Source organism: Rhodococcus sp. GB-02, from assembly GCF_053470465.1.
In genome coordinates this window covers 137,710-160,722 of the sequence record NZ_JBPUKE010000004.1, presented here as the reverse complement: position 1 = coordinate 160,722, position 23,013 = coordinate 137,710, and the positions used below count along the sequence as shown (strand labels likewise).

Below are 23,013 nucleotides of genomic sequence, written 5' to 3'. Positions count from 1 at the left end.
GATTCACCTTGCTGACTAGCAGCAGGGAGCTATGAATGAGCGCCGTACCGGGAGCGATTGCCAGGTTGGCACGAGTAGCAACATGATTCCGGTAGAAGGGCACTGTCACGGTGCTGAACGCGACAAACTGGGAGGATGTAGAATGACCACTGCGGTTTTGTCGTACAAGAAGGTCACCGCTTCGCGGTCGAGGTCATCAACGACTGTGTGTGGCTGTACTTCCGGTTCCCACTCAGTTTCCGTGAGGTCGAGGAACTGCTGCTCGAAGGCGGTGTGGTGGTCAGCTACGAGACGATTCGGCGGTGGTGCGCCAAGTTCGGGCAGGCCTACGCCGACCAGCTGCGCCGACGGCGTGCCCGGACCGGTGACAAGTGGTATCTCGACGAGGTCTTCATCCGGATCAATGGCCGGCAACACTATCTCTGGCGCGCGGTCGACCAGCACGGCAACGTACTCGACGTGTTGATCCAGTCGCGGCGAAACGGGAACGCCGCCAAGCGATTCTTCCGCCGACTACTCAAAAGTTTGGAGTATGTGCCGCGTGTGATCGTCACCGACAATCTCGCCGGCTACCAGGTGGCGCACCCGAGATGCTGGCCTCGATCGAGCATCGCCGGTCGAAGTACTTGAACAATCGAGCCCAGAACTCGCGTCAACCCGCCAGGCAGCGAGAACATGCGATGGAACGCTTCACATCGCCCGGGCACGCGCAACGATTCCTGTCTGCCTTCGACGGCATCTCACCTCATCTCCGACCCCACCGGCACAGAATCCCGGCACCCGAGTGGCGTACCGAGATGGCCGGCCGCTTCGCGGTCCGGCGGGAAGTCACCACGACCGATATTGCTGCATGAAAGGAGAACTACCCGAGGGTGTTCCGTAGCAACATCTCAACAATCAACTGTGCCGCTAAACTTTTCAATCAACGTGACACTGCCGGTCGGGCATGGAGGGGGGTCGTCAGGCAAGAACTGCTTGACCGCGATCCATGCGTAGAGGCACGCGTCGAAGCCGGGGACGGATCGTGGCTGCATCTCGTGTCGGGCCGTTCGGCTCTAGCGGCACCGGCCGGCCAGCTCGACACTGGAGATCGCCAGGACGAACCAGCAGAGGAGTCCCCCATGCACGTCGATGATCCCGTCGTTGTCGGAGTCGACGGTTCGAAATCGGGCCTCGATGCGGTTCGATGGGCGGCACGCGAGGCTGCACTCCGTGCCGTCCCGCTGTTGGTGGCAACGTCGGTCATCGCGCGCTCGGGCACTTTCGGTGATGCGATCAATCTGTCTGCGGGGGCTTTCACAGATCTTGAAGCGATGGGTAAGCAGCGGCTCGAGCTCGCGGCTGAGATCGCCTCGAAAGTCGCCGACGGCGCTCCTCTGATGGTCCGTACGACGCTACTCACAGGGACACCGGCCGCGGTATTGCTCGAGTTGGCGAAGACAGCTCGCATGCTCGTCGTCGGGTCTCGCGGACTCGGCGAGTTCACCGGTGGCCTCATCGGCTCGGTGAGCACGGCCGTGGCTGCCCATGCACAGTGTCCGGTCGTGGTGGTCCGGGGAATGCCGGATTCGTTCGACGCCGATCTCGGCGGACCTGTCGTTGTGGGAGTCGATGGTTCCCCGCGAAGCGAAGCGGCGCTCGGCACAGCGTTCGAAGAAGCTCGGATCCGGCACACGGATCTCGTTGCGGTGCATGCATGGAGCGATTCCGACCTCACCACGGTCTTCGCAACCGATGTGAGCGACCGCGATCTCGGTTGGGCCGAAATCGCTACCGCGGAAGAAGCGGTGCTGTCCGAGTGTTTGGCCGGCTGGCACGAAACATATCCCGACGTGCCGGTGAGGAAAGTCGTTGTTCGTGATCGTCCGGTGCACCACCTCGCTGAGCTGTCACATCATGCGCAGCTGGTGGTCACCGGCAGCCGAGGCCGAGGAGGATTCACTGCGCTCCTGCTCGGGTCGACAAGCCGTGCTCTGCTCCACGCGTCGCACTGTCCACTGATGATTGTCCGCAGTTGATACGCCCTCCCCGAACGACGACAGCGACCGTGCTCATCGTGCGCTGGGGGTGCGCCACCCGGTGCCTTGAACCCGCAAGCGGGGATGGGACGGAACGAATATTCGAATGTCTGTCGTCCACATGCAGCATCAAGCTATGAAGGAGGGATTGCCATGTCGGTGAGCGCGATTGTGGGATATGACGGTTCGCTGAGGGCGAGCGCAGCGATCGATGCCGGGGCGGCGCTGTTTCCCGCAGCGCACGGGTGGATCACACATCTGTGGACCCCACCGTTCGCGAACGCCACGATTCGGCGGCGGCTCCTCGCCCGCGCCCGTAACACCGACGAGTTGACCGCGATGGTGGAGCGAGAGGGCCGACGCGAAGCCGAACGGCTCGTGGCGATGGGGGTCACGCTCGCTCGCGCGGCCGGTTGGGACGCCGAACCGCTGCTGAAACAGACCTGGGGTACGGAAGGCATGTCGATCGCCAAGAGCGCCGAGGAACTCCATGCGGACCTCGTCCTCGTCGGATCTCGCGGGCTCGGTGGCACCCACGCCGTCCTCGGCAGCGTCTCCGACATGGTGGTGCACTACTCCGCCCGGCCTGTCGTTGTTGTCCCTTACCCGGTGCTGGCCTTCGAGCATGATGCGTTAAAGGGTGGGCCCGTAGTTGTGGGTTGGGACGGGTCTGCCGGCGCCGAAACAGCCATCGCAGCAACCACACATCTGTTCCCAGACCGTGAAGTGCTGCCGGTCTGTATCGATGAGGGTGCCACGACGCCGGCAACCCCGATGAGCGTGGATGGCCGAAAAGTCTTACGCGGCGATAGCGAACGTGGTCCTGCGCTCCACGGGCGGGGCGTCGCCGATGCCCTTGTTGCTGTAGCGAATGCCCATGACGCTGCCGTCGTTGTCGTCGGGTCCCGCGGACGCTCCGCCATCCGAGAAATTCTGCTCGGCAGTGTCGCTATGGCTACCTTGCACCGTTGCCATCGGCCGGTCATGGTGGTTCCGAGCACATGGGAGACCCCCATCGGCCGATGAGCGTGCGGGATCGGCATGCCAAACGGGAAACACTCGCGAGGGCGATGCCGCGGCAGGGTTCGAGCTATTCGCTGCATATGCGTGGCGGGCGCACTCACATAGAAATATGAGCGACTGGTGTCTCCGCCTACCTCCTGGCTCCCGAGCCAGGAGGCGATGGTCGGCGTGGTTGTTTGGGGCTTGCCACGGTCGATGTTGACCACGTCGAATCCTCGGGTCAGGCATACGGTTCCTACGAAACGGTGGCCGGTTTCCTGCTGTCATGGCGATATATGAGTTCATTGCGGATCCTGGTCCGGGCGCTCAGACTCTCCTAGGGTCGCGAAGTGGCGAAGCACGCGTAAGGCGCGCAGGGTAACCCCGCGGTTCGGCGTCCCAGCGCGTGGATAGGTGATGTGTGTCTTGCCTGGGTACTGGGCAGAACCTACCCAGCGGCCATCGGCCCGACGTCGCTTCCGAACGATATCGAGTGCGTCGGTGAGTCGTGGGTCGTGAGTGACACCCGCACTGTGGAGCACGTCAAGACCGCGGAGCACGTCGAAGTGCCATCGAGGAGGTACGTGGAAACGCGTGAACTCCGCACGAATTGGCTCACCATCCGTGCGCCGCTGGTACAGGCGTCTGTCAAGCATCACTTCTGCCGCCATGTCAATCGCAGCACGGACATCTTCGTTTCGATACGAGAAACCACGGAGAAGGTACTCGGCGAATCCGTCGATGACGCTTGTCGTGCTGTGGACGGATGCCGTTTTCGCACCCGATCGGTTGAATCGGCAGTTGAAGCCGCCGGGGCTCAGTTGCTGGTTCAGCAAGAAATCCACCACGCTGTGCAACGCGAGGGCGTCGGCTCCTAAGTAGCTTGCGTATGCGAGAAACATCCCGTTCATACAGACGTCGGATTCCTTGACCGAGTCCGCGGGGTTGAACCCACCATCCTCACCTATGTGCGCCCTCAGCGCAGTTGCCACAGCGTCGGTGCACATCGGCTCACCCTGGCAAATGGCGAGGTCGCGCAGCTCCAACAACGAGTAGTGAGTGCAGGTCCACTTCGGCTCGTAGAAACCACGCCCCCAACCTCCACGATCTCCGGCCAGGAGAATCATTGCACCGGCGCCCTCCGTTGCGATTCGGGACTGCAAGTCGGGACGAGCTTCGTCCAGTAGATCGCGATAGGTCTGAAACTGTACTGAGACGTCTCCGTCCAGAAGCCACCGCACGACGTCGGCGCTCTGATTTTCCGCGTCTGTGCCCACGCAACCAGCCTAGGGGTTGCATGCAAGGGCGATCGGCCGCGAGGAAGGACACTCCAGGCAGTGGGTACCGGGGACCAGAAGTACTCGTCATCGGTGAGACCGTCGAGCCGAGCCTTGACCTGATGGTTTCAGTGGAATTCCCACTGCTGGCACAGGGTGCGATTCCAATCGAAATCACTTGTGTCCATGTACTCACTCTGCCCAGCATTCGCTCCTTGTGTCAGGACCTTGGGACAGGGTCGAGTGAGTTGTTGTGCCTGAATTGGGTCGTCGCCGACGCGTCCTGTCGGCCCCAATCTCGCGAAAACCCGTAGTAGTTAGAGGCGAAAGACCTCGAAAAGTCGGCGCTAGGGGGCTGATTTCGGTGAAAGATCCGTAGGCTGATGAGAGGCGGGGAAGAGGAGAACAGTTGTGATCTCAGTGTTTCTCGTCGACGACCACGAAGTGGTCAGGCGTGGCCTTGTCGATTTGCTCGACAACGATCCGGATCTGACCGTGATCGGTGAGGCAGGGACGTGTTCACACGCTCTCGCTCGTATCCCGGCGTTGAGGCCGAACGTGGCGGTGCTGGATGTGCGGTTACCAGACGGTGACGGTATCGAGTTGTGCAAGAAGCTGAATGCGACGCTGCCGGAAGTCAAGTGTCTGATTCTCACCTCGTTCACCGAAGACAAAGCGATGCTGGATGCGATTCATGCCGGCGCGCACGGCTACATCGTCAAAGACATCACGGGCATGGCGCTGGCGAAGGCTGTCAAGGACGTCGGCAACGGTAAGTCGTTGTTGGACAATCGCGCTGCCGCTGCTCTGATGAGCAAACTCCGGGCCGCCGATGAAGTGGGTGGTGAGTTGAATGCACTGACTGATCAGGAATGCACACTCCTCGCGCTGTTGGGCGAAGGTCTGACCAATCGTCAGATCGCGGGGCGGATGTTTCTGGCCGAAAAGACGGTCAAGAATTACGTGTCGCGGTTGCTGGCCAAGTTGGGTTTGGAGCGTCGAACCCAAGCAGCGGTGTTCGCATCGAAACACGAACTCGAGTTGGAGCGCCGATGATCGCGCCCGACGCGTCAGCGGATGCGGAAGACCCCGCGTCTCGACCGTGCTCTGAGCCTGTCGATGACCGGATCGAACGTAGAAGCGCCGAGACGAGAGGGGGGACCAGCGGGCTCCTGAAGGCGATGCTGGTCGTCGGCTCCGGTCTGGATCTGGAACAGACGCTGCGCTCGATCGTGCATGCCGCCATCGACCTTGTCGGTGCCAGCTACGGCGCGTTGGGGGTCCGCGGGCATGACGGGCAGCTCACCCAGTTCGTCTACGAGGGCATCGACGAACTCACTCGGGCCCGCATCGGCCCGCTGCCGACCGGTCGTGGGCTTCTCGGATCCATCGTGACCGGTTCGCAGCCCTTGCGACTGACGACGCTGTCTTCGCATCCTTCCTCCGTGGGGTTCCCGCCGCATCATCCGCCGATGAACTCCTTTCTCGGCGTGGCTGTCCGGGTGGGGGAGACCGTGTTCGGGAACCTCTACCTCACCGAAAAACATGGGGGAGGCTCTTTCTCGGAGGATGATCAGGCTGTGGTCGAAGTGCTGGCCTCGGCTGCCGGAGTCGCGATCGAGAACGCGCGACTGTTCGAGGAATCTCGTTCGCGGCAACTCTGGCTCGAGGCTATCCGTGAAATAGGTGAAGCCCTGCTCTCGGGAGTTGCCGTCGAGGACGTGCTACACCTGATCGCGTGGCAAACTCGTCAACTCACCGGTGCTGACCGCACGTTCATTGCCGAACCGGTCGATGCGCTGCGGCCTGACTCCGACTTGGTCGTCACCGTCGCGGACGGCAATTCGCCGGAGGAAATCGTCGGGCTCCTGATACCGGTGGTCGGCTCGGCGATCGGCACATCCTTCCGTACGCGTACGTCCACCCGCGGTGAGCACCTCGAGTTCGACGTCAATCGAGGCTCTCGTGTGCGTTACGGGCCGGCGCTGGTGTCTCCGCTGCGGACACCGGACTCCGTCTCGGGTGTGCTGGTGGCGCTGCGTGAGCACGACACCGAACCGTTCAGCGAACATCAACTTGCTTTCCTGACCACTTTCGCCGATCAGGCAGCTGTCGCGCTTCAGTTGGCACACGCGGCACGGAAGCTACGTGAACTCGATGTGCTCAAAGACCGTGACCGGATCGCACGAGACCTGCACGACAGTGTGATTCAACGTATCTTCGCCGCCGGTCTCTCACTGCAGGTGACAGCGCAGCAGCAAACTTCAGTGGTCACGAAGGCCCGTCTGGCGGCCACAATCGACGATCTTCAAGATGTTGTCCAAGATGTTCGCAACGCCATCTTCGATCTGCAGGGCGGTACTCTCTCGGAGTCGGCGTTGCGAGCGAGAATCCACGATGCCGTCGACGAAATCTCCGCCGATTCGTCCGTACGTACCACCATTCGTGTGCACGGTCCGCTGTCGGTCATCGACCAAAGTCTGGCCGATCATGCTGTGGCCGTCATCCGGGAAGGCGTGAGCAACGCCGTTCGCCATGCATACGCACAGACCGTGCAAATCGCACTCTCTATCGCCGATGACATTCGTATCGACATCAGCGACGACGGCATCGGCATCGCCGACTCGGTCGCCTCGAGCGGACTCGACAACCTCCGTAGTCGCGCCCTCGAATGCGGAGGTTCCCTGACTGTGGGAAAGGCCCCCACAGGCGGCACTTCGTTGGTGTGGACTGTTCCTCTGCCGTAACAACGACAGCGAAAACGACGCTCACCCAAAATCGGCCCCGTTCCGATACCGCGAACTGTGCGTGGGTGGCCTCGGCCCGCGTGCAGTGAGTTGTGCGGCTATGTGGGCATGTTCCCCTGTGCGTCAGGGGCAGGTGTCGGGTGGGGGTGTTCAGAGGCGGATGGTGATCTGGTTGTTGACCTCGGTCACGTGCGGTGATCCCCATGCTGCCAGCTCGGCTTGATGCTTTTCCGCCCACGAGCGCACGGTGCCGGTGAGTGTGACCGTGTTTCCGGAGACGGTGGCCTCGATGGCTGTCGCGTCCAGTTGTGCGTTGCGGACCAGTGCCTGCGTGATGCGATGTTCGGCATCGGGGGCGGACGGTCGTGCGGTGATGGTGATGGTGTTGGCGACGGAGTTGACGCCGCGCAGATGTTCGACGGCCCGCTTGGCGGCTTGGCGTTGAAAGTCCCAGATCACTTCACCTTGCAGGGTGACATTGTGGTTGTCGATCTTCGCTTTGACGGTGTTGGGGATGTTGGAGGCCCATGTCAGGGCGTGTTCGACGGCTTTGGCGATGTCGGTTTCGGAGACGGACTGTGTGGCGTTCGGATGTATCGAGAGGTCGTCGACCACTGCGGTGACTCCGCGAACTCGTAGTGCGGCGCGTGTGGCGGCCAGGCGTGTGGAGTATTTGTCGACTTCACCGGAGAGGGAAACGGTGCCGTCGTCGACTGCCACGCCGATGCCGGCGGAGTCCACCTCTGGGGTCCAGGAGAGCTCGTCTTGGACGGCGGCCTGGATGTTGTGGTCGCTGCTGATCGATGGTGCGGGGCTCATCGCGATTTGTCCTTCCATCGAAGTGATCGGATTCGTGCTTCCTTCACAGTGACGACGTCGGGAGATATCGCGTAGAGGCATTCGGCCTCTATCGCGAAACCTTCAGGGGCTCAGGCGTGCGAGAAGACCCCGGTAGATGTGGGTGCGATAACAGTTACCCGCAAAACAGGTTTCCAGCTTTCCATTTGATCGTATCGGTGAGGAACCGCGTCGCTGCACGCGCTGCGAGCTCTTGGAGCTGTTCGCGTGCTCGGCGTTCGACAAGCACGGGTATGTAGTCTCTGATCGGTGCGTCGTCGAAACGTGCGTATGCGTATGCCACCGAACTGTCGATTGCTTCAGTGGGCGCATGCGGGAACCTCATGCGCAGTCGCTCAGTGATCCGAACCAGGTGACGTTCTTCGTCGGCGGGGGTCATCTCTTTGACTCTCCACCGAATACCGTTAAATATCTATCGATTTCGCCAGAGGCGGCTATGCGGGAATCAGTACGCAATCTCGGCGTGGTTCCCTCTGTTCAACCACCCTTCGCTTGCGGTCATCTCGAGGAGTCGACTCCGCACGGCTATCGGGGCCCTCGTCTTGTGTGCTCAACGGGAACGGCGTTCGACTACCGGTAGTCGAATTAGTGAATTTGACTGTCCGACAGTGCTTTCGTTTACAAGTATGGGAGCTGGGTGCACGCTAGACAAAGTTCGTGCCGGTGTGTGTTGTGTGTCAGGTGGTGGGAATCGGGAGTGGTGTTCCGTTGTTCGCGAGGGACGCTGGTGCGGGCGGCGTGGGGTGGGGAGCGGGTGTTTGCGTGGTGCGGCCGAGGTCGGTGGTGGCTCGGGTTTCCTGGGCGAGGAAGTTGCCGAGTTCTCCGATTGCGCTCATCAGGGGTGCAGGGAAGACGATGGTGGTGTTTTTCTCGACTCCGAGTTCGACGAGGGTTTGCAGATTGCGGAGCTGTAGCGCCAGGGGGTGCGCCATCATCGTGTCGGATGCGTCTCCGAGGGCTGCTGCTGCCAGGGATTCACCTTCTGCGGCAATAATTTTCGCTCTCTTTTCGCGTTCAGATTCCGCTTCGCGGGCCATGGCGCGTTTCATGCTGTCGGGTAGTTGGATGTCTTTGAGCTCGACGAGTGTTACTTCGACGCCCCATTCGAGTGTTGCGACGTCGAGGATCTTGCGGATGTCGGCGTTGATGGTGTCGGTTTCGGAGAGCGCTTGGTCGAGGCTGTGTTGGCCGACGATGTTGCGAAGGGTGGTTTGTGCGATCTGGTTGATCGCTGTATCGACATTTTCGATGGCGACAACGGATTTCACGGCGTCGACAACTCGGAAGTAGGCGACGGCGGCGATGTCGACGCTGACGTTGTCACGGGTGATGATTCCCTGGGATTGGATCCATTGTCACGATGCGCAGTGATACGCGAGTGAGGCGGTCGACGAGGGGGATGATCACGGTCAGGCCGGGCGTCCGAACATTTTGGACTTTGCCGAACCGCAGCAGCACCCCGCGTTCGTATTGGGTGACGACGCGAATGGACATTGCGAGAGCGCCGAGGACCACGACGACGATCGACGCGATGATGACCACGGCGGTCATGACCGCACCGTCGCCGATACTTTCGACGGTACTCCTCACTGTGCTCACAACGGTGGCGACAGATGTGAACGTAGCAGTCTTTCGGCCCTACTCGACACCGGCAGCAGCCGAGCACACTGGAACGATCACACCCGTTCATCGCCCGGATAGCCATCGCCGTGGTGTCCATGCGTGAAGAACGACGATATGCCAGCGATGAGGAAAACCCATGACCACCACCCATACTCCGAGTCATCGCGCGAGCGGTCATGGCATGCAGCCGGATCCGTACGCAGAGACGTTAGCGCGCTTGACGGTGGAGTTCGCGGGAAGGTTCTCGGAGCGTGGGACTGAAATCGTCCTCGACGGCTGTATTGCCGACTTGTCGGGGGGTGTCGTTCGCGTCGATGCCGGAGATGAGTGAACGCCTCGCGCAGGAGCGGATTGCCAGCTACTGCCGCAGCAGAGATCGGGATTTCACCGGATTGTGGTGAATCAATTGAGGCTCGGAACCGGGAAACACAGAGGGCCCGAAATGCGCGCGAGTCCGCGACGTCTCGGTGACGAATAGGGGTGCCTGTTGCACGGGAGTGCTTCTCTTTTCCTGTGTCGCAGTGTTATTCGGTGTAGTGCGATTCCTCTCGGTATTCGTGCGGCGTTCAGTGTGCGGGGGTTGGTGGTGTCGCCAGGGAGTGCGGCCGGCTGGTGGTTCCGGCGGCGTCGGTAGCGGGCGATGGGTGTGGTGAATCAGGTGGGTAGCGACGGAGTTTCGGGAGAGGCGTTCGAAGATCGAAGTGAGTCCTCGGTGCGGTGTTCCGATGACGATCATCATGGCGTCGCAGGCGTTGGCGATAGTGGCCAGTAGTTGTGTGTGGGGTCTTCGCCGGTGAGGTCGTAGGACCAGGACCAGGACCCGGTGAATGGTGCGAGTGCGGCGCGGGTTCGGTGCACTCGGATTCGAGTGTGTCGGCGAATTCCTGTTCGTGGTGCGGGGAGTCCGGTTCGATCGGGTAGTCGGCGGGGTCGATGCTGTGGACGACGTGCAGTCCGGCGTCGAGTTGTCGGGCGAACGCGATCGCGTACGGCAGTGCGGGATGTATCCCGGGGTGTGCGTCGAGTCCGACGACCAGTTCGCAGCGCGGCGGGTGTGGACTTGCCGGTCCGTCGATGTGGATCGGCTCGAATGTTCTCCATGCGCTGCGACAGCGACCGTTCTCGTGGTCGGTCATGTCATCGGTCGCTGTTGACGATCATGACGGGGCAGTGAGCGGTGTGCAGGACTTCGCAGCAGGTGTTCCCGAGGAGCATGCCGCTGAAGCCGCCGCGGCCTCGACGGCCGAGCACCACCAACTGTGCGCGTCGGGAGTACTCGGTGAGATGTTTTCCAGGTTGATCCTTCGCCAGGACGGGATGCACTGTGACGTCGGGGTATCGGTCGTGGAAGTCCCGGAGACTGTCGGCCAGATGATCACGTTGATCGTCTTGCCGTTCGTTCCAGTCGGAGTTGCGGAAGGCGGAGAAGACGACGGCGAGGGCGATGTCCTACCAAGCGTGCACCGCGACGAGGTCGACCCCGCGCAGGGATGCTTCCTCGAACGCTGCTTCGGTGGCGAGGCGGCTGTGCTCGGTTCCGTCGACTCCGACCAGGATCGGGCGGTGGGTGTGGGTTTGAGAGTTCTCGCCCGACTCCCCGGCGACGATCACCGGGCACTGTGAGTGGACTGCGAGAGCGGAACTCACCGAGCCTTCGATGCTGCCGGTGAATTCTCCGTGCCCGCGGGATCCGAGAACGAGGATCCCCGCCGTCTGTGATGCGCGGCGTAGCACGGGTATCGGGAGGTCGGTGCGTAATTCGTTGTGTTTCTCGAGTGGGCGCCCGTCGACGGCGTCCTCCGCGATCCTTGTCGCCTGCGTCAGTCTTTGATCCGCGATGGCTTCTTGGTCGTCGAAGAAGACGGCTGGCATTCCGAAGGGAATTCCGTAGGTGGTGGGTGTGAAGAATGCAGTGACCAGAAGCAGTGGCGCATCACGTAGGTCGGCTTCGCGTGCAGCCCACCACACGGCGTGATCGGATTGTGGGGTTCCGTCGACGCCGACGGCAACGGGTGGGTTGATCCTCACGATTTTCTCCGATCGTCCACAGGGCGCGGCACGTAGCGGACTTTCAACACCCAGCCTCCCTTCTATCCTGCGGGGAGGGCTGTGCCGGGTGTCAGAGGCGAAAGTCAGCTTCGGAGAATCTGATTCGAGCGTGTACTTGGGTGTCGGTGGTGTGGGTTCGGTGTTTGCCGCGGCTGTTGGTCGCGATTCCCCCAGGTGATGAGTGCGGCGTAGCCCAGTAGTAGACCGGCGCCGAAGGTCCAGATCAGCAGTATCGAGAGCGTTCCGAGCATCAGTGCGCGGTCGCCGTACCGGCGGCCCGCCTCAGAATCTTCCGGCTCCCGGGAATTCCAGGCACGCGTATCGGGAGTCGTCGGTGTGAGATGTGAGTATCGTGAACGCGTACCTCGCCCCACCTCCGCCTGCGCGCCACCTGCGGTGCGCTGCCAATCTGCGACGTGTGGAATAGCGTCGTCCTGACAGGGGCAGTTGGTGAGAGAACCGGTAACGGTGGGGATGGTGTGGTCGATTCAGATCAAGGTGCACGTTGTTATGACGGGTGTGGTGTGACGATGTCACGCCATTCCTTTTCCCAGGTGTTCAGATTCCGGTGCGTAATCCACGCCTGCGCAATTCTCACCGTAAGGAAGAGTCCGAATATCGTTGCGCAGCAGAGTAAGACGGCAGCAGCGATGCCGTCGACGGCGGCGAGGGATGTCTCCATCGGCGCTCTGACTTGTTCACCGTCGCTGTTGGTCCATACCGTGATCGTCTCTCCGGGACGGGCGCTGAAGTGATCGATCAGCGGTTCGGTGCGCTCGGTCCCGTTCATGGCCCAGGTGACAACCTTCTGACCAGTCTGGATGTCCTTGGTGGCAGGATTTGCCGGTGATGAGGTCGTGACCGTTGCGTTCCAGCGGTCGTAGGTGTTGTGTTGCTGTTCGCTTCGTTCTCGATCCGAGGCGTAGACCGATGTTCCTACGGTCGCCGCGAGAGGTATCGCCATGAGCGCGGCGACGACGGCCGAGATCGCCAGCGCGGCTAAGAATCGGTCCGAGGTGCGCATCAACGAATTGGTGGACCACGGTGCGCACCGCCATATACGTCTGGGTCGAGATGTCCCGTGAATTCCGCGATCGCGCATGCTGGCGGCCCTCTCCGGCGTTGTGGTTCAGAGCATTTCGGGGGGCGGCCGATGAGAGAACATCCGCGGGGCCGTGTTCGGTGTATGTCGCCTTCTCGATTGCCTACCCGTTCGAGGGCGGTTTATTCACCCCAGGAGTGGGGGCATGTGCGTTCGGCAGCGTCCCATCCATCACCCAGTGCGGGTGCTATGTGACGGGCGACCGTGCTGGAACGTGGTGCCCTCCGCTGGGGTTGGTCCCGACGATTGCGATCACGATGCAGAGGATGGCAGCGAGGAAAGGACGGCAGCGAAGGCAGGCAGGGGCACGACCCGCTGAGTCTGCGTACGTCGCCGGACGCGGATGGTGCGACAGGTGCGTCGGCCGGGCCGCGGTGTAGTGCTGCGCCGATCCTGAAGTGGGCGGAACGAGAACGACAGGTGAGTATCGGTAGATGCACAGTGGCCGCGTTCGACTCCCGCGGTTCGATTCGGACAGACAGCGAATATTGTTCGACAGGATTTCTTGAACTTGATGAGTGGTAGATCTTTACTGACGGAAGGGCTCCGCATAAAATTCGATCAGCTTTGGTCGTTCAACAGCGAAGCCGCCGGAGCCCCGACCCTGCATGATCGAGCCGGGGCGGTCGAACGTCATCGGCGTTGAGCACACAACATCGATGACCCACGGTCCGTGCGAAGCCAATCTTCATGCCTGCCTGCACATCTTCAACCGTAACAGCATGAATGGTATGAATCGGGGGTTGGCGCCGTTCGATACCAAGAAGTAACACCTGCCAGGATGTCCGGCCTTTGGTGGTTATTCTTCGGTGGCATCAATTTCTCGTGAATGCGGTGTCGACCGGCCAGCACACGTCTCGACTGCGATTCACCGACACCGGTGGTGGGTCGGGGTATGACGTTCGACTCTATCCAGCGCGTGCATGTGCGATGAATGTTGCATCATGACGACCATTCGTATTGTCGAGAACTCAGTTCAGCCGACCGCCGGCATCAGAGAACAGGTACCGCTTTCCGAGCTGTCCGAATTCTTTTCGCGAGCATTCGCAGGTACGTTGGCCGCCCTTCATGCTCGGGGTGTGCACCCAAGCGGCCCGCCGTTCGGAAAGTATTTCGGTCGACCGACCGACGTGGTCGACGTGGAGGCTGGCTTCCCCGTTTCAGTCGCAATCACACCAGTCGGCAATGTTGTTCCAGGGGCGTTGCCTGGTGGCAAGGCCGTCGAGGCAGTCCACGTCGGACCGTACGACGCTATGGCGCGAACCTACGCCGAACTGGAGCGCTATTGTGCGGATGCCCGACTCATTCCGAGTGCGGTGATGTGGGAAAGCTACCTGAGTGATCCCGAAGCTGAGCCGGATCCTGAGAAGTGGCGTACCCGGATCTGTTGGCCGATCGACGAGTCCTGACCCACTGCTACCGCAAAGGTGGGCGGCGGGCGCGCCGTATGGGTGGACCATCGAACTCCGGCCTGCGCAGCGTTGCATTCGACCATTCGACTGCAACGCCGGGCGGGATGACACCGCGATCGTCGACTACATCGAAAGTGTTCGCTGCGTTCGACTCCCGCGTACGCGGCTCGCACAGAGGGGCAGACACTGTTTGGACAGATTTCTTGAATTGATGAGCGCTAGATCTCGCAGTGGAAGTCCGTACCCGGTGGTGCCCCCGGGTACGGAGGCTCTGGCCCAGCCCAGCCAGCACGACGACCACGACAGTGCCCACGATCCACGGGCCCACATTGGCCCGGGGAAGCCGGCGTAGTCCAGGGGTCCGGACGAGACAGAGAGCGACGCTCTCGACGATTCCTCTGGTCACCACTACGGTGAGCACCGGCGCGGCATCGTGTCCTTGCGGGGCGTCGTCCGATATCCGTTGTCTGAGCTTCGTGGCGAGATCGGCGGAGGTTATGCCGGTAGGCCTCCTCTGCGGCACACAGATCGGTCCACCGGGTCGACGACAGACCGGGGACGTTGAGGCCGCTATTGAAGGGCGCTGCCTCGCATGCGGTCAGTCGCCGCGTACCTGGGCGCCCCGCTGGTGGATAGTCTTTGCCCACTGGTCGATGTCCGTCCAGTCGCGGGCGTCGCCGTAGTGTCCGCCCATCAGCCGGAAGAGCACCCGGGCCAAGCCTGACCAGTCTCCGGGCCCGATGGCGCCGGCGAAGGAGCGGTGGCCGCGAAAATCCGCAGTCACCCGCAGTAACTGCACGACGCGCGGTTCCGGGGTAACCCGGCGAAGACACGGCGCCACCCGGTCCGACAGGATCGTGCTGGTTACCCCCACCGACGACACGGAGTATGCCCACACGGACCGGCCGGTGAGTTGGGGGCGCAGCCGCGCGATGGCGTCCACAGCTTCGGGAAGCCACTGACCACTGTGGATAGCACTTCCGACAACCAGGGTGTCGTATTCCTGGACCGAGGCGACGGCGTGCAAGGACTGTGCGTCCACGGTCTCACCCAGGGATTCGAGCTGCGCGGCGATGCGCTCGGCTACCCCTCGAGTTGAGCCCTTCGCCGTCGCGTAGCTCACCAAGGTGGTCATCAGGTCGATCCCCGTGGGTGGCCGGCGGCCGGTAGATCGAGATCGTCAGGCGCCCGGTCCCGTGGATCGGTGTGGTCGTAGGGTTCGAGGGGTCCCTGATCAAATCGGAAAGGTGGATACTCGTCGCGCATGAGCGCGGCGTAGGCGATGACGCGGTAGACCCAGCGGTTGATACCCATGACGAAGTCGAAGAGTGGGCGCGGGTAGCGGCCGGTGAACAGGATGACGATCGCCGCGATCAGGATGAGAACGCCGAGCAGTGAGCCGAACAGCCAGGGCACTCCGGAGACTCCGTCGTCGTCACCGGTGACTCCGAATCGCCATCCGCCGAACCATCCGCCAGCGAGAACGGCCAGTATCAAGTAGTGCGGTATGGCCAGCAGCCACCACTTCACCAGAACGAGCCAACGGGAGAGTGTCTCGGGATACTCGACATCGAAGTCAGCTGGGTAATCGGTGCGCGCCAGTGTGAACGGCGGATACCGGTCGGTGCCCAGTGCGGAGTAGGTGTAGAACTGCACACGCCAGAGCCAGCGCAGAACTCCTACATTGAAATCGAATAGCCCCCGCGGATACCGGCCCGTGAACACAATCGCGAATCCTGCCACCACTGTTGTCACCACGAACCCCAGACCGAGGAAGAACAACACAAAGTAGTGCGGAATCGCGAGCAACCATTTGACCAGCCACAACCAACGCGACAGCGGTTGATCAAGGTCGCCTCGTAGGTGCGCGGCATAGGGCGCGGACGGGGCGGGTGCGCGGGCAGTCGACGGTGCGTCGGGGACATAGCCCGCATCGAGTCCACTCGCCGCTGCCGGCCAGTGCGGTTGAGGTGGCCCGTGCCGGCCGAGCCCCAGCGCTCCGACCACCACCAGTGGTATGCCTACTGCGAGCGTCACCACTGCAGCGAGGAGCACTCCGAGTGCTAGTGGTCCGAGGACCTCGAGCCGCACCCCGGCCTGAATATCGACAGCGACGTTGGGGCTACCGTCCGCGTTCATCACGACGGCGGTCCACGATCCGCGCTGAAGGCCCCATTGCACCTCCTGGGTACCGTTTCCGGTGGCCGAGGTGGACCAGAACGTCTGTGCCGAAGGGGATTCCGGCTGCCGGTCACCGGTGATCTGACGGTAGCTAGGCTGGAAAGGATCGAATTCGATTTCCGTCACTTCGGTATGCGCGACCCCGGAGAGATAGCCGTCTACCGCCTCGCGCGGGCCGATTCCGACGAAGATCTCCTTGCTCGGTCGGTCCGAGGTGACGCGCAGCATCACTCGGCCGAGGTCGTCGGTGCTGAAGCCCTCGGGAAGGTCTGCTTCTTGGAAGAGATCGATTCGCTCCGAGACCAGGGCATTCGCCGAGGACTGATACTTCTGGGCGGGCGAGGTGACATGACCCTCGTCGTTCTGTGTGAAGTACGCCCATCCGAGGAACACCGAAGCACTCAGAAGGGCGAACCCGAGCAGCGCGCACAGGCACCCGATGACGAGCGCAACGATTCTTCCCGGTTTCACAGTCAGCCTCCGAATCACGTGCTTCACACCACTGTGGTGGCCCGCGACCCCCGGCGTGAGAGCCATTGGTCACCACAAGTTCGACGAAAACGCAGAGTGGCGCCCCGAATATGTCCTGCGCCCCTACTCTGGACGTCACCGGACAAGCACCCGGACGGCTCCACACTCCGCGAAATGTGCACTTCCATGACCGGCCGCAATGTCGCTCGAAGCGCAACCGGACGGCCTAGCCGCAGAGCATCTGCGTGCCGAGCGCCTTCCCGTCGGCGGACCGGAGCAACGGGCGGGTGCCCGACAGAAACGACCGCTACCTGGACAGGGAGCGGTCACGAGGAGACCATCCACCTTGAGGCCGCCGACAGCGGCAACCTGCACGGATTGCATATGCAACGGTGGGGCAACCTGGACGGCTACGGTTTCGGCCGTCACCGTCGATACCTAGCGCATTGTCGCGGGCATGACCATTCCCCGAAGCTACGGGCAGGATAGGCAACCGGCGAGACACCCGGACGGCGAGTCCTTCCGCGCGGATCGCTGATGCCTTGTTTCGCTGACTAGGTGATCCTCGCAGCGATGGCCTGTGATTCGTCTCAGTGAAGCCGGTAGGTCAGAGACCACGGGTGGTGTCCACGACCACTCTGGCGCCAACCATCGTTCTCGATTCCGTGCCGAAGCGCGGCCAGGCTCGCTGTCATTCCCGGCGCCCACTCTTCTTGCGGCGCAATGGTTCCCCACCCACGCGGGGTCGGAAAGGTGGGGCTGACATAACGCGGCTTCCCATCCACGACACCGACGAACCGCATGTATGCATTCCCTGATTGCGAGGAAAGGGTCGCCAACATCGAAGCCCACCAGTGCCGCGCCCCGACCTCTTCCAGTTCCACCCGCAATGTCTTCGGTTCTTCCGGCATGGGGCCAATTGTGCCGCCCCCGCGAACTGGTCGTGGTCGGAAGAGGGTGGACCGGGGTTCGTTAATGACCTTTGGCCCTCACTGGAATGCCGAGCGTCGGCAGAGACTGGTGTCGAACCAACTCGGGCGAGGACAGCACACCAGTCTGATCGCCGCGCATGCGTGGAGCGACGTCGATCTCACGGCGGTCTTCGCCCCCGATTCGGATGATGATCCAGGTTGGGCCGAGATGGCCACTGTGGAAGAGTCGGTGCTCGCCGAAAGACTGGCTCGATGGCGCGAGACGTACCGTGACGTGGATGTGAACATGGTCGTCGTTCGTGACCGTCCGGTGCACCAACTCGTCGAGTTGTCCCGTCATGCGCGGGTTGTTGTCACCGGCAGCCGCGGGCGCGGAGGATTCACGGCGCTCCTTCTCGGATCGACCATCCGAACTCTGCTTCACGCCTCCCACTGCCCACTGATGATTGTCCGCGGATGATCTGCCCAGGCTGGAGACGCGGAGGCGAGGTGCGGTCGACAAACCGTTTCGCTCGCGCAGTGCAGCGCCGGACATGAAGCATGACCACGAAGTTCACCATCAGTCCACCCCGGGGCGGAGCTGTTCTGCTCTTTCAGGCGGGCACCGCGTGGTGAAGGCGGTGAACGCGAAGTCACTGCTCACGGTAGCGACCAGAACTGAGTAGTCACCAGATAGAAGACGACAACCCAGAACAAGGTCACCGCTGCAACGATTGCCGCCCCTTGCGCGTTGGTTTTTGCGACAGGAATCCCCGGAGGTGGACGCAGCCAACGGTGCAGAAGCCGATTCACGTAGTACGGCATCGTGAAGAAACTCATGATGAAGCTCGACAACAGGTTGCCGATCAACAATCCCAGCCAGAGTGGCAGCTTGAGCGGTGACAGCGCCAAAGTAAGCAAGACGACAGTCGGGTACAGGCCGACCCAGACCGCGATCGAGGTTTTTGTCTCCGAGGGTGGAGGGGCCTCGTTTCCGTTCTCGTCGAAGGCAAACCAACTGCCGAACGAATTGTCCACGGTTCGCAGTTCGAAGTCGTGGAACTTGCGGCCCTCGGCGAGGAGTTGTTGTCGCTCAGGGGAAGTCAGCCATGTATCGAGATGGGCAGCATTGTCGAAGCGATACAGCAGGGTCCACTCGTCCTGCACACCGTCGACTGGGCGAAACAGTTCGGTGCCGCGGAATCCGTCGAAAGCACTCTCCACCTCGCGAAGGCGGTCCTGCCAGGCAAGGAACTCGTCGATGCTGTCGTCACCTACTCGGTGCGTCACTACGACAGTCAGCAGTGGGTCCGGAGGCTTGATCCCGCCGCTCACTACCTGCTGCGTGGCCGGGCCGTCGAAGTACTGACGACCGCTGTCGAGGTAGCCCTGCCTCGTCGCGCTGTTGATCCACGCTTGAACATGAGCGATGGAGTCGAAGCGGTACACGATCACCCAATCGGGTTGGGTGGGTGTCGGAGCCGCGATTTCTGCCCCGAGGAAGCCTGCGTAATCTGCGGCGGCTCGGTTGAGGTCTTTCTGCCAGACCTCGAATTCTTTCTCCAGTCCGGCATGTACTCGCTGGCCGATGATGACCGTCGCGGCGCTGTCCGCCGACGTGTTCGCGGTCATCTGTTCAGGCCTGTGTAGATGCGTTCCGGGGTGAGCGGTAGTGACCGGAATCGTGACCCGGTGGCATCCTGCAGTGCGTTCGCCAATGCAGGGGCAACCGGATTGATGCAGCACTCTGCCATGCCCTTGGAGCGGAGCGGGCCGACGGAGTCTGATGACTCGACGAGGATCACCTCGGTGCGTGGGATATCTGCATATGTCGGGATCCGGTAGTTACGTAGATTCGGATTCATCATCGCGCCGTTCGCATCCACGTAGAAGTTTTCGGTGAGTGCGAACCCGATGCCCTGGGCGACGCCACCTTCGATCTGTCCCCGCACCTGCGCCGGGTTGATGATCACCCCAGCATCGGTAGCTTGGACGCTGTAGAGAATGCGGATCTCGCCGGTGATGCGATGGACGGCAATCCGGAAGCCATGAGTGTTGGACACCACGCTGCGCGGAGACCCATAAGCTTTCCGTGCTTCGGTGAATCGGATCCCGCGCGGGCGTGCGGCCTCGAGTATCTCCTGAAGAGTCACACGGATACTCCCGCAGACGATCTTGTCGTCGTCCATCGAGCACTGGTCAATCGACACGCCGGTGTGGTGCGCGGCGAAGGCCAGTAATCGATCACGGAGCGCGTTCGACGCGCGAAGTACCGCGTTCCCCGCGACAAACAGGCCGGCGCTGGCGAAAGCGCCTGTGTCGAAACCGGTTCGGTCGGTGTCCGACTGAATGATTCGTACGCGTGACGGTGTTGTGCCCAGCTGATTCGAGGCGATCTGCACGTGGGCGGTAGAAGTTCCCTCACCGAATTCGACTGTGCCGATGGCAAGTTCGTATACACAGTCTTCACCGAGGGTGAGCCAGGCCTCGGAAATGTGCTCGGTGGGTGGTGCGGTTTCATGTAGTGAACTGGCGGTACCGGTGCCGATCCGCCAATCGTCTCCGAGCGAGGGAATCGGATGGTGCTTCAACGCCGCGTCGATCAGATCGATGCATTGCCCCAGTCCGTCTTCGGTGAAGATCACGTCGTCTGGGCCGTCTTCGAGTGCGACGAGCGAATCGCCCGGTCGGACGATATTGCGTCGACGCAGTTCGAGCGGATCCATGTTCAGCGCGATGGCCAATTCGGTCATGGCCGATTCCACGGCAAAGGCCGGTTGCGTCATCCCGTACCCACGTAGAGCGCCGCTCGGAACATTATTGGTGTACACGGAATACGCATCGAACTTCTTGTTCTCACAGCGATAGAGAGAGACTGCCGCGCCGCCGGCAAAGAGTGTCTCTCCGCCGTGATTTCCGTATGCACCGGTGTTCGAGACGTTTCGGTAGTGAAGGGCGGTGAGAGTCCCGTCCGACTTTGCTCCGAGCTTGATCGTCAGTTTCATCGGATGACGTGGCGACGCGGTGGTGAATTCTTCTTCTCGGGTGAACTCGAGACAGACGGGACGGCCGGTGTCCAGGGTGGCGAGCGCCACCAGATCTTCGCTGATCACTTCCTGCTTTCCTCCGAACCCGCCACCCACGCGTTTGCAGAACACACGTAGCTGATCCGGGCGGAGGTCGAAGAGATGGGCGAGTTTGACCTTTGCAATGGAGGGGGACTGCGAACTTGTGCGAACGTGAAGGCGTCCGTCTTCCATCCACGAGATCGAACCGTGCGTCTCGAGGTGCGCGTGCTGAACCCGCGGCGAGAAGTAGGTGCCTTCGTGGATGACGTCGGCCTCGGCGAACCCGGCCTCTACGTCGCCCACATGACCGTGAAGTTCGAGCAGGATGTTGTGCTCGGGATCTCGCACAAAGGGATCGTCGGATCCGTGCAGGGCTGGAGCGCCGTCGGCCATGGCCTCTTCCGGATCGAACACGGAAGGCAGGATCTCGTAATCGACCTTCACCTTCCGGCGGCCTTCTTCCGCGGCGACGACGGACTCGGCGAGGACGGCCACCACACGCTGACCCACGAACCGCACGACGTTGTCGAGGATGTACGTGTCGTCCGGATCAACAAGGTGGTCGGTATGAATTGCCGTTGTAAAGAGCTTGCGCGGCACGTCTTTCCAGGTGTAAACGCGATGCACGCCAGGGACAGCGAGAGCGTCGGTGGCGTCGATTGAGGTGATGCGTGCATGGGCGTGAGGCGAGTGCAGCACTTTCAGGTGCAGCATTCCGTCGATCTCGGTGTCCATAGTGTATTCGGCTCGGCCGGTCACGACGTCGGTGGCCGCCGGCGCCCCGACGCTGGTCCCGACCGCCTGTCCGGGGAGGGCAACTTCGACAGCGCCGACACCGTTGACCGCGTCTTCGATGGATCGGTAACCGGTGCAGCGGCACAGGTTTCCCTTGAGCGCTCGCGGCAAGTCTTCTTTCTGCGCGTCGGTGAGCGCCGCGGAGGTCATGATCATTCCGGCGGTGCAGAACCCGCACTGAAAGCCGGGTGCATCCCGGAACTGTTGCTGAATCGGATGGAGATCTTCGGGCGTACCGAGTCCCTCGATCGTGGTCACCGCGCGACCGTCGGCGCGAAAGGCGGGCGTGATGCAGCTGTGTATCGGCGCTCCGTCGAGCCACACCGTGCAGGCCCCGCAGTCCCCGCCGTCGCACCCCTTCTTCGCTCCGTGGTGTCCGAGGTGCCGAAGAAACGTCCGAAGACACTGTCCTGGGAACGGTTCCTCGTCGAACTTCCGGTCGTTCACCGTGTAGCTCATGACTGGCTCCTCGTGAGTTCGATTCGGAGCTCGTCGGCGTAGTGACGGGCGAGGTGGAGGCGGTGGTCGGGGGTTCCGTTGGGATCGTCGAACCAACTGTCGGCCGAAATGGAGTCGACAGCTCGTCGCAGAGAGTCTTCGTCCGGCATCGCGTCGAATGTAAGCCGGATCGGATGCGTAGTACCGGCGGTGATGGTGAGGTGAAAGTCGTCGGCTCCAGGAGTCTGCGTCGCGACCATGAAGATCGTCGAACGGCCGAGGTGCGTGAGACTGAAGCGGCGGTGGGCGTGCCGTTTGGTGAGCGCGTGCACCGGGAACTCGATGCTCCGAAGAACTTCGCCCGGCTCCAGGACATTCTGGTGGTCACCGGTCACGAAGTCGCACGCGTCGACGGTCCTCTCTGTTCCGGCGGTTGCCCACAGTGTGAAAGTAGCCTCGAGTGCAACTGCCAGGGTGATCATCGGTCCGGCGGGAAGCGACATACAGATGTTGCCGCCTACGGTGGCCGAATTCCACACCTTGAAAGACGAGAGGAAGTACTCGCAGCTGACGCGAATAAGTGGACTCGCACGCCAATTGTCCGGCGGGACAAACGCATACAGTTCGGCAACGGTGCACGTAGCTCCGACACCGAAATGAGTCGCACTGACCTCCAGTGATGTCCAGTCGAGCCCGGTGAGGTCGACGAGTCGACGTGTGTCGGGTTGTTCCGCTGAGAACAGCCACGTTCCCCCCGCGAGCCAGGCGTCGCCGGGACGCCACACGTCCCCTGGGCGATCCGGTGGTCGGCGTATCACGTCGGTAATGGTGGTGATGTCCATGCGCCTGCTCCCCTCGGGGGATGTGTCGTCTCGGAGTGGGACATTACCGAGGTGACGGGGCACATTCACACTTTTAGTGCATATCGGGCAGGTGAAACATGAGCGATACGTACGTGACATCGACTGGTGGGGCGGTGCATGTGCTGGCTGATTCTGGGTACGACTGCTTGAGAGGCGCGATCAGCCTCTTGCTTTCGCGCTGTTGATTCGGACGCGGCT

General features: G+C 61.9%; 20 protein-coding genes and 2 pseudogenes. 8 read left to right on the top strand and 14 right to left on the bottom strand.

Annotated features, from left to right (window positions below; genetic code table 11):
* Positions 1-142: 142 nt before the first annotated feature.
* The 3 genes and pseudogenes from ACSW29_RS25610 (at position 143) to ACSW29_RS25600 (ending at position 3,044) form a co-directional block, all read left to right on the top strand.
* Positions 143-854, top strand: a pseudogene (locus tag ACSW29_RS25610) (IS6 family transposase).
* 267 nt (positions 855-1,121) lie between these two features.
* The gene (locus ACSW29_RS25605; protein WP_317829224.1) at positions 1,122-2,018 is read left to right on the top strand and encodes a universal stress protein; all 897 of its coding nucleotides are present in this window, start codon (positions 1,122-1,124) and stop codon (positions 2,016-2,018) included.
* Positions 2,019-2,171: 153 nt separating this feature from the next.
* Positions 2,172-3,044 (top strand): universal stress protein, encoded by an 873-nt coding sequence (locus tag ACSW29_RS25600; RefSeq protein ID WP_448278611.1) that lies wholly within the window; start codon positions 2,172-2,174, stop codon positions 3,042-3,044.
* Positions 3,045-3,322: 278 nt separating this feature from the next.
* Here ACSW29_RS25600 and ACSW29_RS25595 read toward each other — a convergent pair whose 3' ends face one another.
* Positions 3,323-4,297: a hypothetical protein gene (locus ACSW29_RS25595; protein ID WP_448278610.1), complete on the bottom strand. Its 975-nt coding sequence runs from the start codon at positions 4,295-4,297 to the stop codon at positions 3,323-3,325.
* 411 nt (positions 4,298-4,708) lie between these two features.
* On the opposite strand from ACSW29_RS25595, the gene ACSW29_RS25590 reads away from it, so the two are divergent.
* Entirely contained in the window at positions 4,709-5,353 is a 645-nt protein-coding gene (locus tag ACSW29_RS25590) for a response regulator transcription factor (RefSeq protein WP_317829221.1), read from the top strand.
* Positions 5,350-7,044 (top strand): GAF domain-containing protein, encoded by a 1,695-nt coding sequence (locus tag ACSW29_RS25585; protein ID WP_448278609.1) that lies wholly within the window; start codon positions 5,350-5,352, stop codon positions 7,042-7,044. The genes ACSW29_RS25590 and ACSW29_RS25585 overlap by 4 nt, the downstream gene beginning before the upstream one ends.
* A 150-nt stretch (positions 7,045-7,194) precedes the next feature.
* Here the strand turns inward: ACSW29_RS25585 and ACSW29_RS25580 are convergent, their stop codons facing one another.
* The 3 genes and pseudogenes from ACSW29_RS25580 to ACSW29_RS25570 all read right to left on the bottom strand — a co-directional run bounded on the left by ACSW29_RS25580 (position 7,195) and on the right by ACSW29_RS25570 (position 9,453).
* On the bottom strand, positions 7,195-7,863 hold the full coding sequence (locus tag ACSW29_RS25580) for a BON domain-containing protein (protein WP_448278608.1): 669 nt from the start codon (positions 7,861-7,863) through the stop codon (positions 7,195-7,197).
* Between the two features lie 154 nt (positions 7,864-8,017).
* Complete coding sequence (locus ACSW29_RS25575) at positions 8,018-8,281, bottom strand: three-helix bundle dimerization domain-containing protein (protein WP_448278607.1); 264 nt, start codon at positions 8,279-8,281, stop codon at positions 8,018-8,020.
* A gap of 298 nt (positions 8,282-8,579) precedes the next feature.
* Positions 8,580-9,453, bottom strand: a pseudogene (locus ACSW29_RS25570) (SPFH domain-containing protein).
* A 208-nt stretch (positions 9,454-9,661) separates the two neighbouring features.
* Between ACSW29_RS25570 and ACSW29_RS25565 the strand changes: the two are divergent.
* On the top strand, positions 9,662-9,856 hold the full coding sequence (locus tag ACSW29_RS25565) for a hypothetical protein (RefSeq protein ID WP_448278606.1): 195 nt from the start codon (positions 9,662-9,664) through the stop codon (positions 9,854-9,856).
* A gap of 235 nt (positions 9,857-10,091) precedes the next feature.
* Here ACSW29_RS25565 and ACSW29_RS25560 read toward each other — a convergent pair whose 3' ends face one another.
* The 4 genes from ACSW29_RS25560 to ACSW29_RS25545 all read right to left on the bottom strand — a co-directional run bounded on the left by ACSW29_RS25560 (position 10,092) and on the right by ACSW29_RS25545 (position 12,676).
* Positions 10,092-10,661, bottom strand: coding sequence for a hypothetical protein (locus ACSW29_RS25560; protein WP_448278605.1), 570 nt, complete (start codon positions 10,659-10,661; stop codon positions 10,092-10,094).
* Between the two features lies 1 nt (position 10,662).
* Positions 10,663-10,971 (bottom strand): universal stress protein, encoded by a 309-nt coding sequence (locus ACSW29_RS25555; RefSeq protein WP_317828988.1) that lies wholly within the window; start codon positions 10,969-10,971, stop codon positions 10,663-10,665.
* 3 nt (positions 10,972-10,974) lie between these two features.
* Positions 10,975-11,553 carry a universal stress protein gene (locus ACSW29_RS25550; protein WP_317828915.1) on the bottom strand — a complete coding sequence of 193 codons (579 nt, stop codon included), beginning with the start codon at positions 11,551-11,553 and terminating at the stop codon, positions 10,975-10,977.
* Between the two features lie 529 nt (positions 11,554-12,082).
* Positions 12,083-12,676, bottom strand: coding sequence for an Rv1733c family protein (locus ACSW29_RS25545; protein ID WP_448278604.1), 594 nt, complete (start codon positions 12,674-12,676; stop codon positions 12,083-12,085).
* Between the two features lie 944 nt (positions 12,677-13,620).
* On the opposite strand from ACSW29_RS25545, the gene ACSW29_RS25540 reads away from it, so the two are divergent.
* Positions 13,621-14,085 carry a GyrI-like domain-containing protein gene (locus ACSW29_RS25540; protein ID WP_317828918.1) on the top strand — a complete coding sequence of 155 codons (465 nt, stop codon included), beginning with the start codon at positions 13,621-13,623 and terminating at the stop codon, positions 14,083-14,085.
* A 601-nt stretch (positions 14,086-14,686) separates the two neighbouring features.
* Here the strand turns inward: ACSW29_RS25540 and ACSW29_RS25535 are convergent.
* The 3 genes from ACSW29_RS25535 to ACSW29_RS25525 all read right to left on the bottom strand — a co-directional run bounded on the left by ACSW29_RS25535 (position 14,687) and on the right by ACSW29_RS25525 (position 17,651).
* Positions 14,687-15,223 (bottom strand): flavodoxin domain-containing protein, encoded by a 537-nt coding sequence (locus tag ACSW29_RS25535; RefSeq protein ID WP_317828919.1) that lies wholly within the window; start codon positions 15,221-15,223, stop codon positions 14,687-14,689.
* Entirely contained in the window at positions 15,223-16,740 is a 1,518-nt protein-coding gene (locus tag ACSW29_RS25530) for a DUF4389 domain-containing protein (RefSeq protein ID WP_317828920.1), read from the bottom strand. Before ACSW29_RS25530 ends, ACSW29_RS25535 begins: the two co-directional genes overlap by 1 nt.
* Before the next feature lie 590 nt (positions 16,741-17,330).
* On the bottom strand, positions 17,331-17,651 hold the full coding sequence (locus tag ACSW29_RS25525; protein WP_317828921.1) for a hypothetical protein: 321 nt from the start codon (positions 17,649-17,651) through the stop codon (positions 17,331-17,333).
* A gap of 64 nt (positions 17,652-17,715) precedes the next feature.
* Between ACSW29_RS25525 and ACSW29_RS25520 the strand changes: the two genes are divergently transcribed.
* Entirely contained in the window at positions 17,716-18,132 is a 417-nt protein-coding gene (locus tag ACSW29_RS25520) for a universal stress protein (protein ID WP_317828922.1), read from the top strand.
* Positions 18,133-18,311: 179 nt separating this feature from the next.
* Here ACSW29_RS25520 and ACSW29_RS25515 read toward each other — a convergent pair whose 3' ends face one another.
* Genes ACSW29_RS25515 through ACSW29_RS25505 form a run of 3 tightly spaced genes read right to left on the bottom strand, consistent with a single transcriptional unit; the run spans position 18,312 to position 22,794 of the window.
* Positions 18,312-19,283, bottom strand: a complete 972-nt coding sequence (locus tag ACSW29_RS25515; protein ID WP_317828923.1) for an antibiotic biosynthesis monooxygenase — start codon at positions 19,281-19,283, stop codon at positions 18,312-18,314.
* Entirely contained in the window at positions 19,280-21,973 is a 2,694-nt protein-coding gene (locus ACSW29_RS25510) for a molybdopterin-dependent oxidoreductase (RefSeq protein ID WP_448278603.1), read from the bottom strand. The genes ACSW29_RS25515 and ACSW29_RS25510 overlap by 4 nt, the downstream gene beginning before the upstream one ends.
* On the bottom strand, positions 21,970-22,794 hold the full coding sequence (locus tag ACSW29_RS25505) for an FAD binding domain-containing protein (protein WP_448278602.1): 825 nt from the start codon (positions 22,792-22,794) through the stop codon (positions 21,970-21,972). Before ACSW29_RS25505 ends, ACSW29_RS25510 begins: the two co-directional genes overlap by 4 nt.
* Positions 22,795-23,013 lie beyond the last annotated feature (219 nt).

Bases quoted from the DNA above. Each gene is read 5' to 3' on its own strand.
- ACSW29_RS25545 (WP_448278604.1), bottom strand. From the start codon at position 12,676: ATGCGCGATCGCGGAATTCACGGGACATCTCGACCCAGACGTATATGG.
- ACSW29_RS25565 (WP_448278606.1), top strand. From the start codon at position 9,662: ATGACCACCACCCATACTCCGAGTCATCGCGCGAGCGGTCATGGCATG.
- ACSW29_RS25505 (WP_448278602.1), bottom strand. From the start codon at position 22,794: ATGGACATCACCACCATTACCGACGTGATACGCCGACCACCGGATCGC.
- ACSW29_RS25580 (WP_448278608.1), bottom strand. From the start codon at position 7,863: ATGAGCCCCGCACCATCGATCAGCAGCGACCACAACATCCAGGCCGCC.
- ACSW29_RS25515 (WP_317828923.1), bottom strand. From the start codon at position 19,283: ATGACCGCGAACACGTCGGCGGACAGCGCCGCGACGGTCATCATCGGC.
- ACSW29_RS25525 (WP_317828921.1), bottom strand. From the start codon at position 17,651: ATGCCGGAAGAACCGAAGACATTGCGGGTGGAACTGGAAGAGGTCGGG.
- ACSW29_RS25535 (WP_317828919.1), bottom strand. From the start codon at position 15,223: ATGACCACCTTGGTGAGCTACGCGACGGCGAAGGGCTCAACTCGAGGG.
- ACSW29_RS25540 (WP_317828918.1), top strand. From the start codon at position 13,621: ATGACGACCATTCGTATTGTCGAGAACTCAGTTCAGCCGACCGCCGGC.
- ACSW29_RS25600 (WP_448278611.1), top strand. From the start codon at position 2,172: ATGTCGGTGAGCGCGATTGTGGGATATGACGGTTCGCTGAGGGCGAGC.
- ACSW29_RS25510 (WP_448278603.1), bottom strand. From the start codon at position 21,973: ATGAGCTACACGGTGAACGACCGGAAGTTCGACGAGGAACCGTTCCCA.
- ACSW29_RS25560 (WP_448278605.1), bottom strand. From the start codon at position 10,661: ATGACCGACCACGAGAACGGTCGCTGTCGCAGCGCATGGAGAACATTC.
- ACSW29_RS25605 (WP_317829224.1), top strand. From the start codon at position 1,122: ATGCACGTCGATGATCCCGTCGTTGTCGGAGTCGACGGTTCGAAATCG.
- ACSW29_RS25585 (WP_448278609.1), top strand. From the start codon at position 5,350: ATGATCGCGCCCGACGCGTCAGCGGATGCGGAAGACCCCGCGTCTCGA.
- ACSW29_RS25520 (WP_317828922.1), top strand. From the start codon at position 17,716: ATGACCTTTGGCCCTCACTGGAATGCCGAGCGTCGGCAGAGACTGGTG.
- ACSW29_RS25575 (WP_448278607.1), bottom strand. From the start codon at position 8,281: ATGACCCCCGCCGACGAAGAACGTCACCTGGTTCGGATCACTGAGCGA.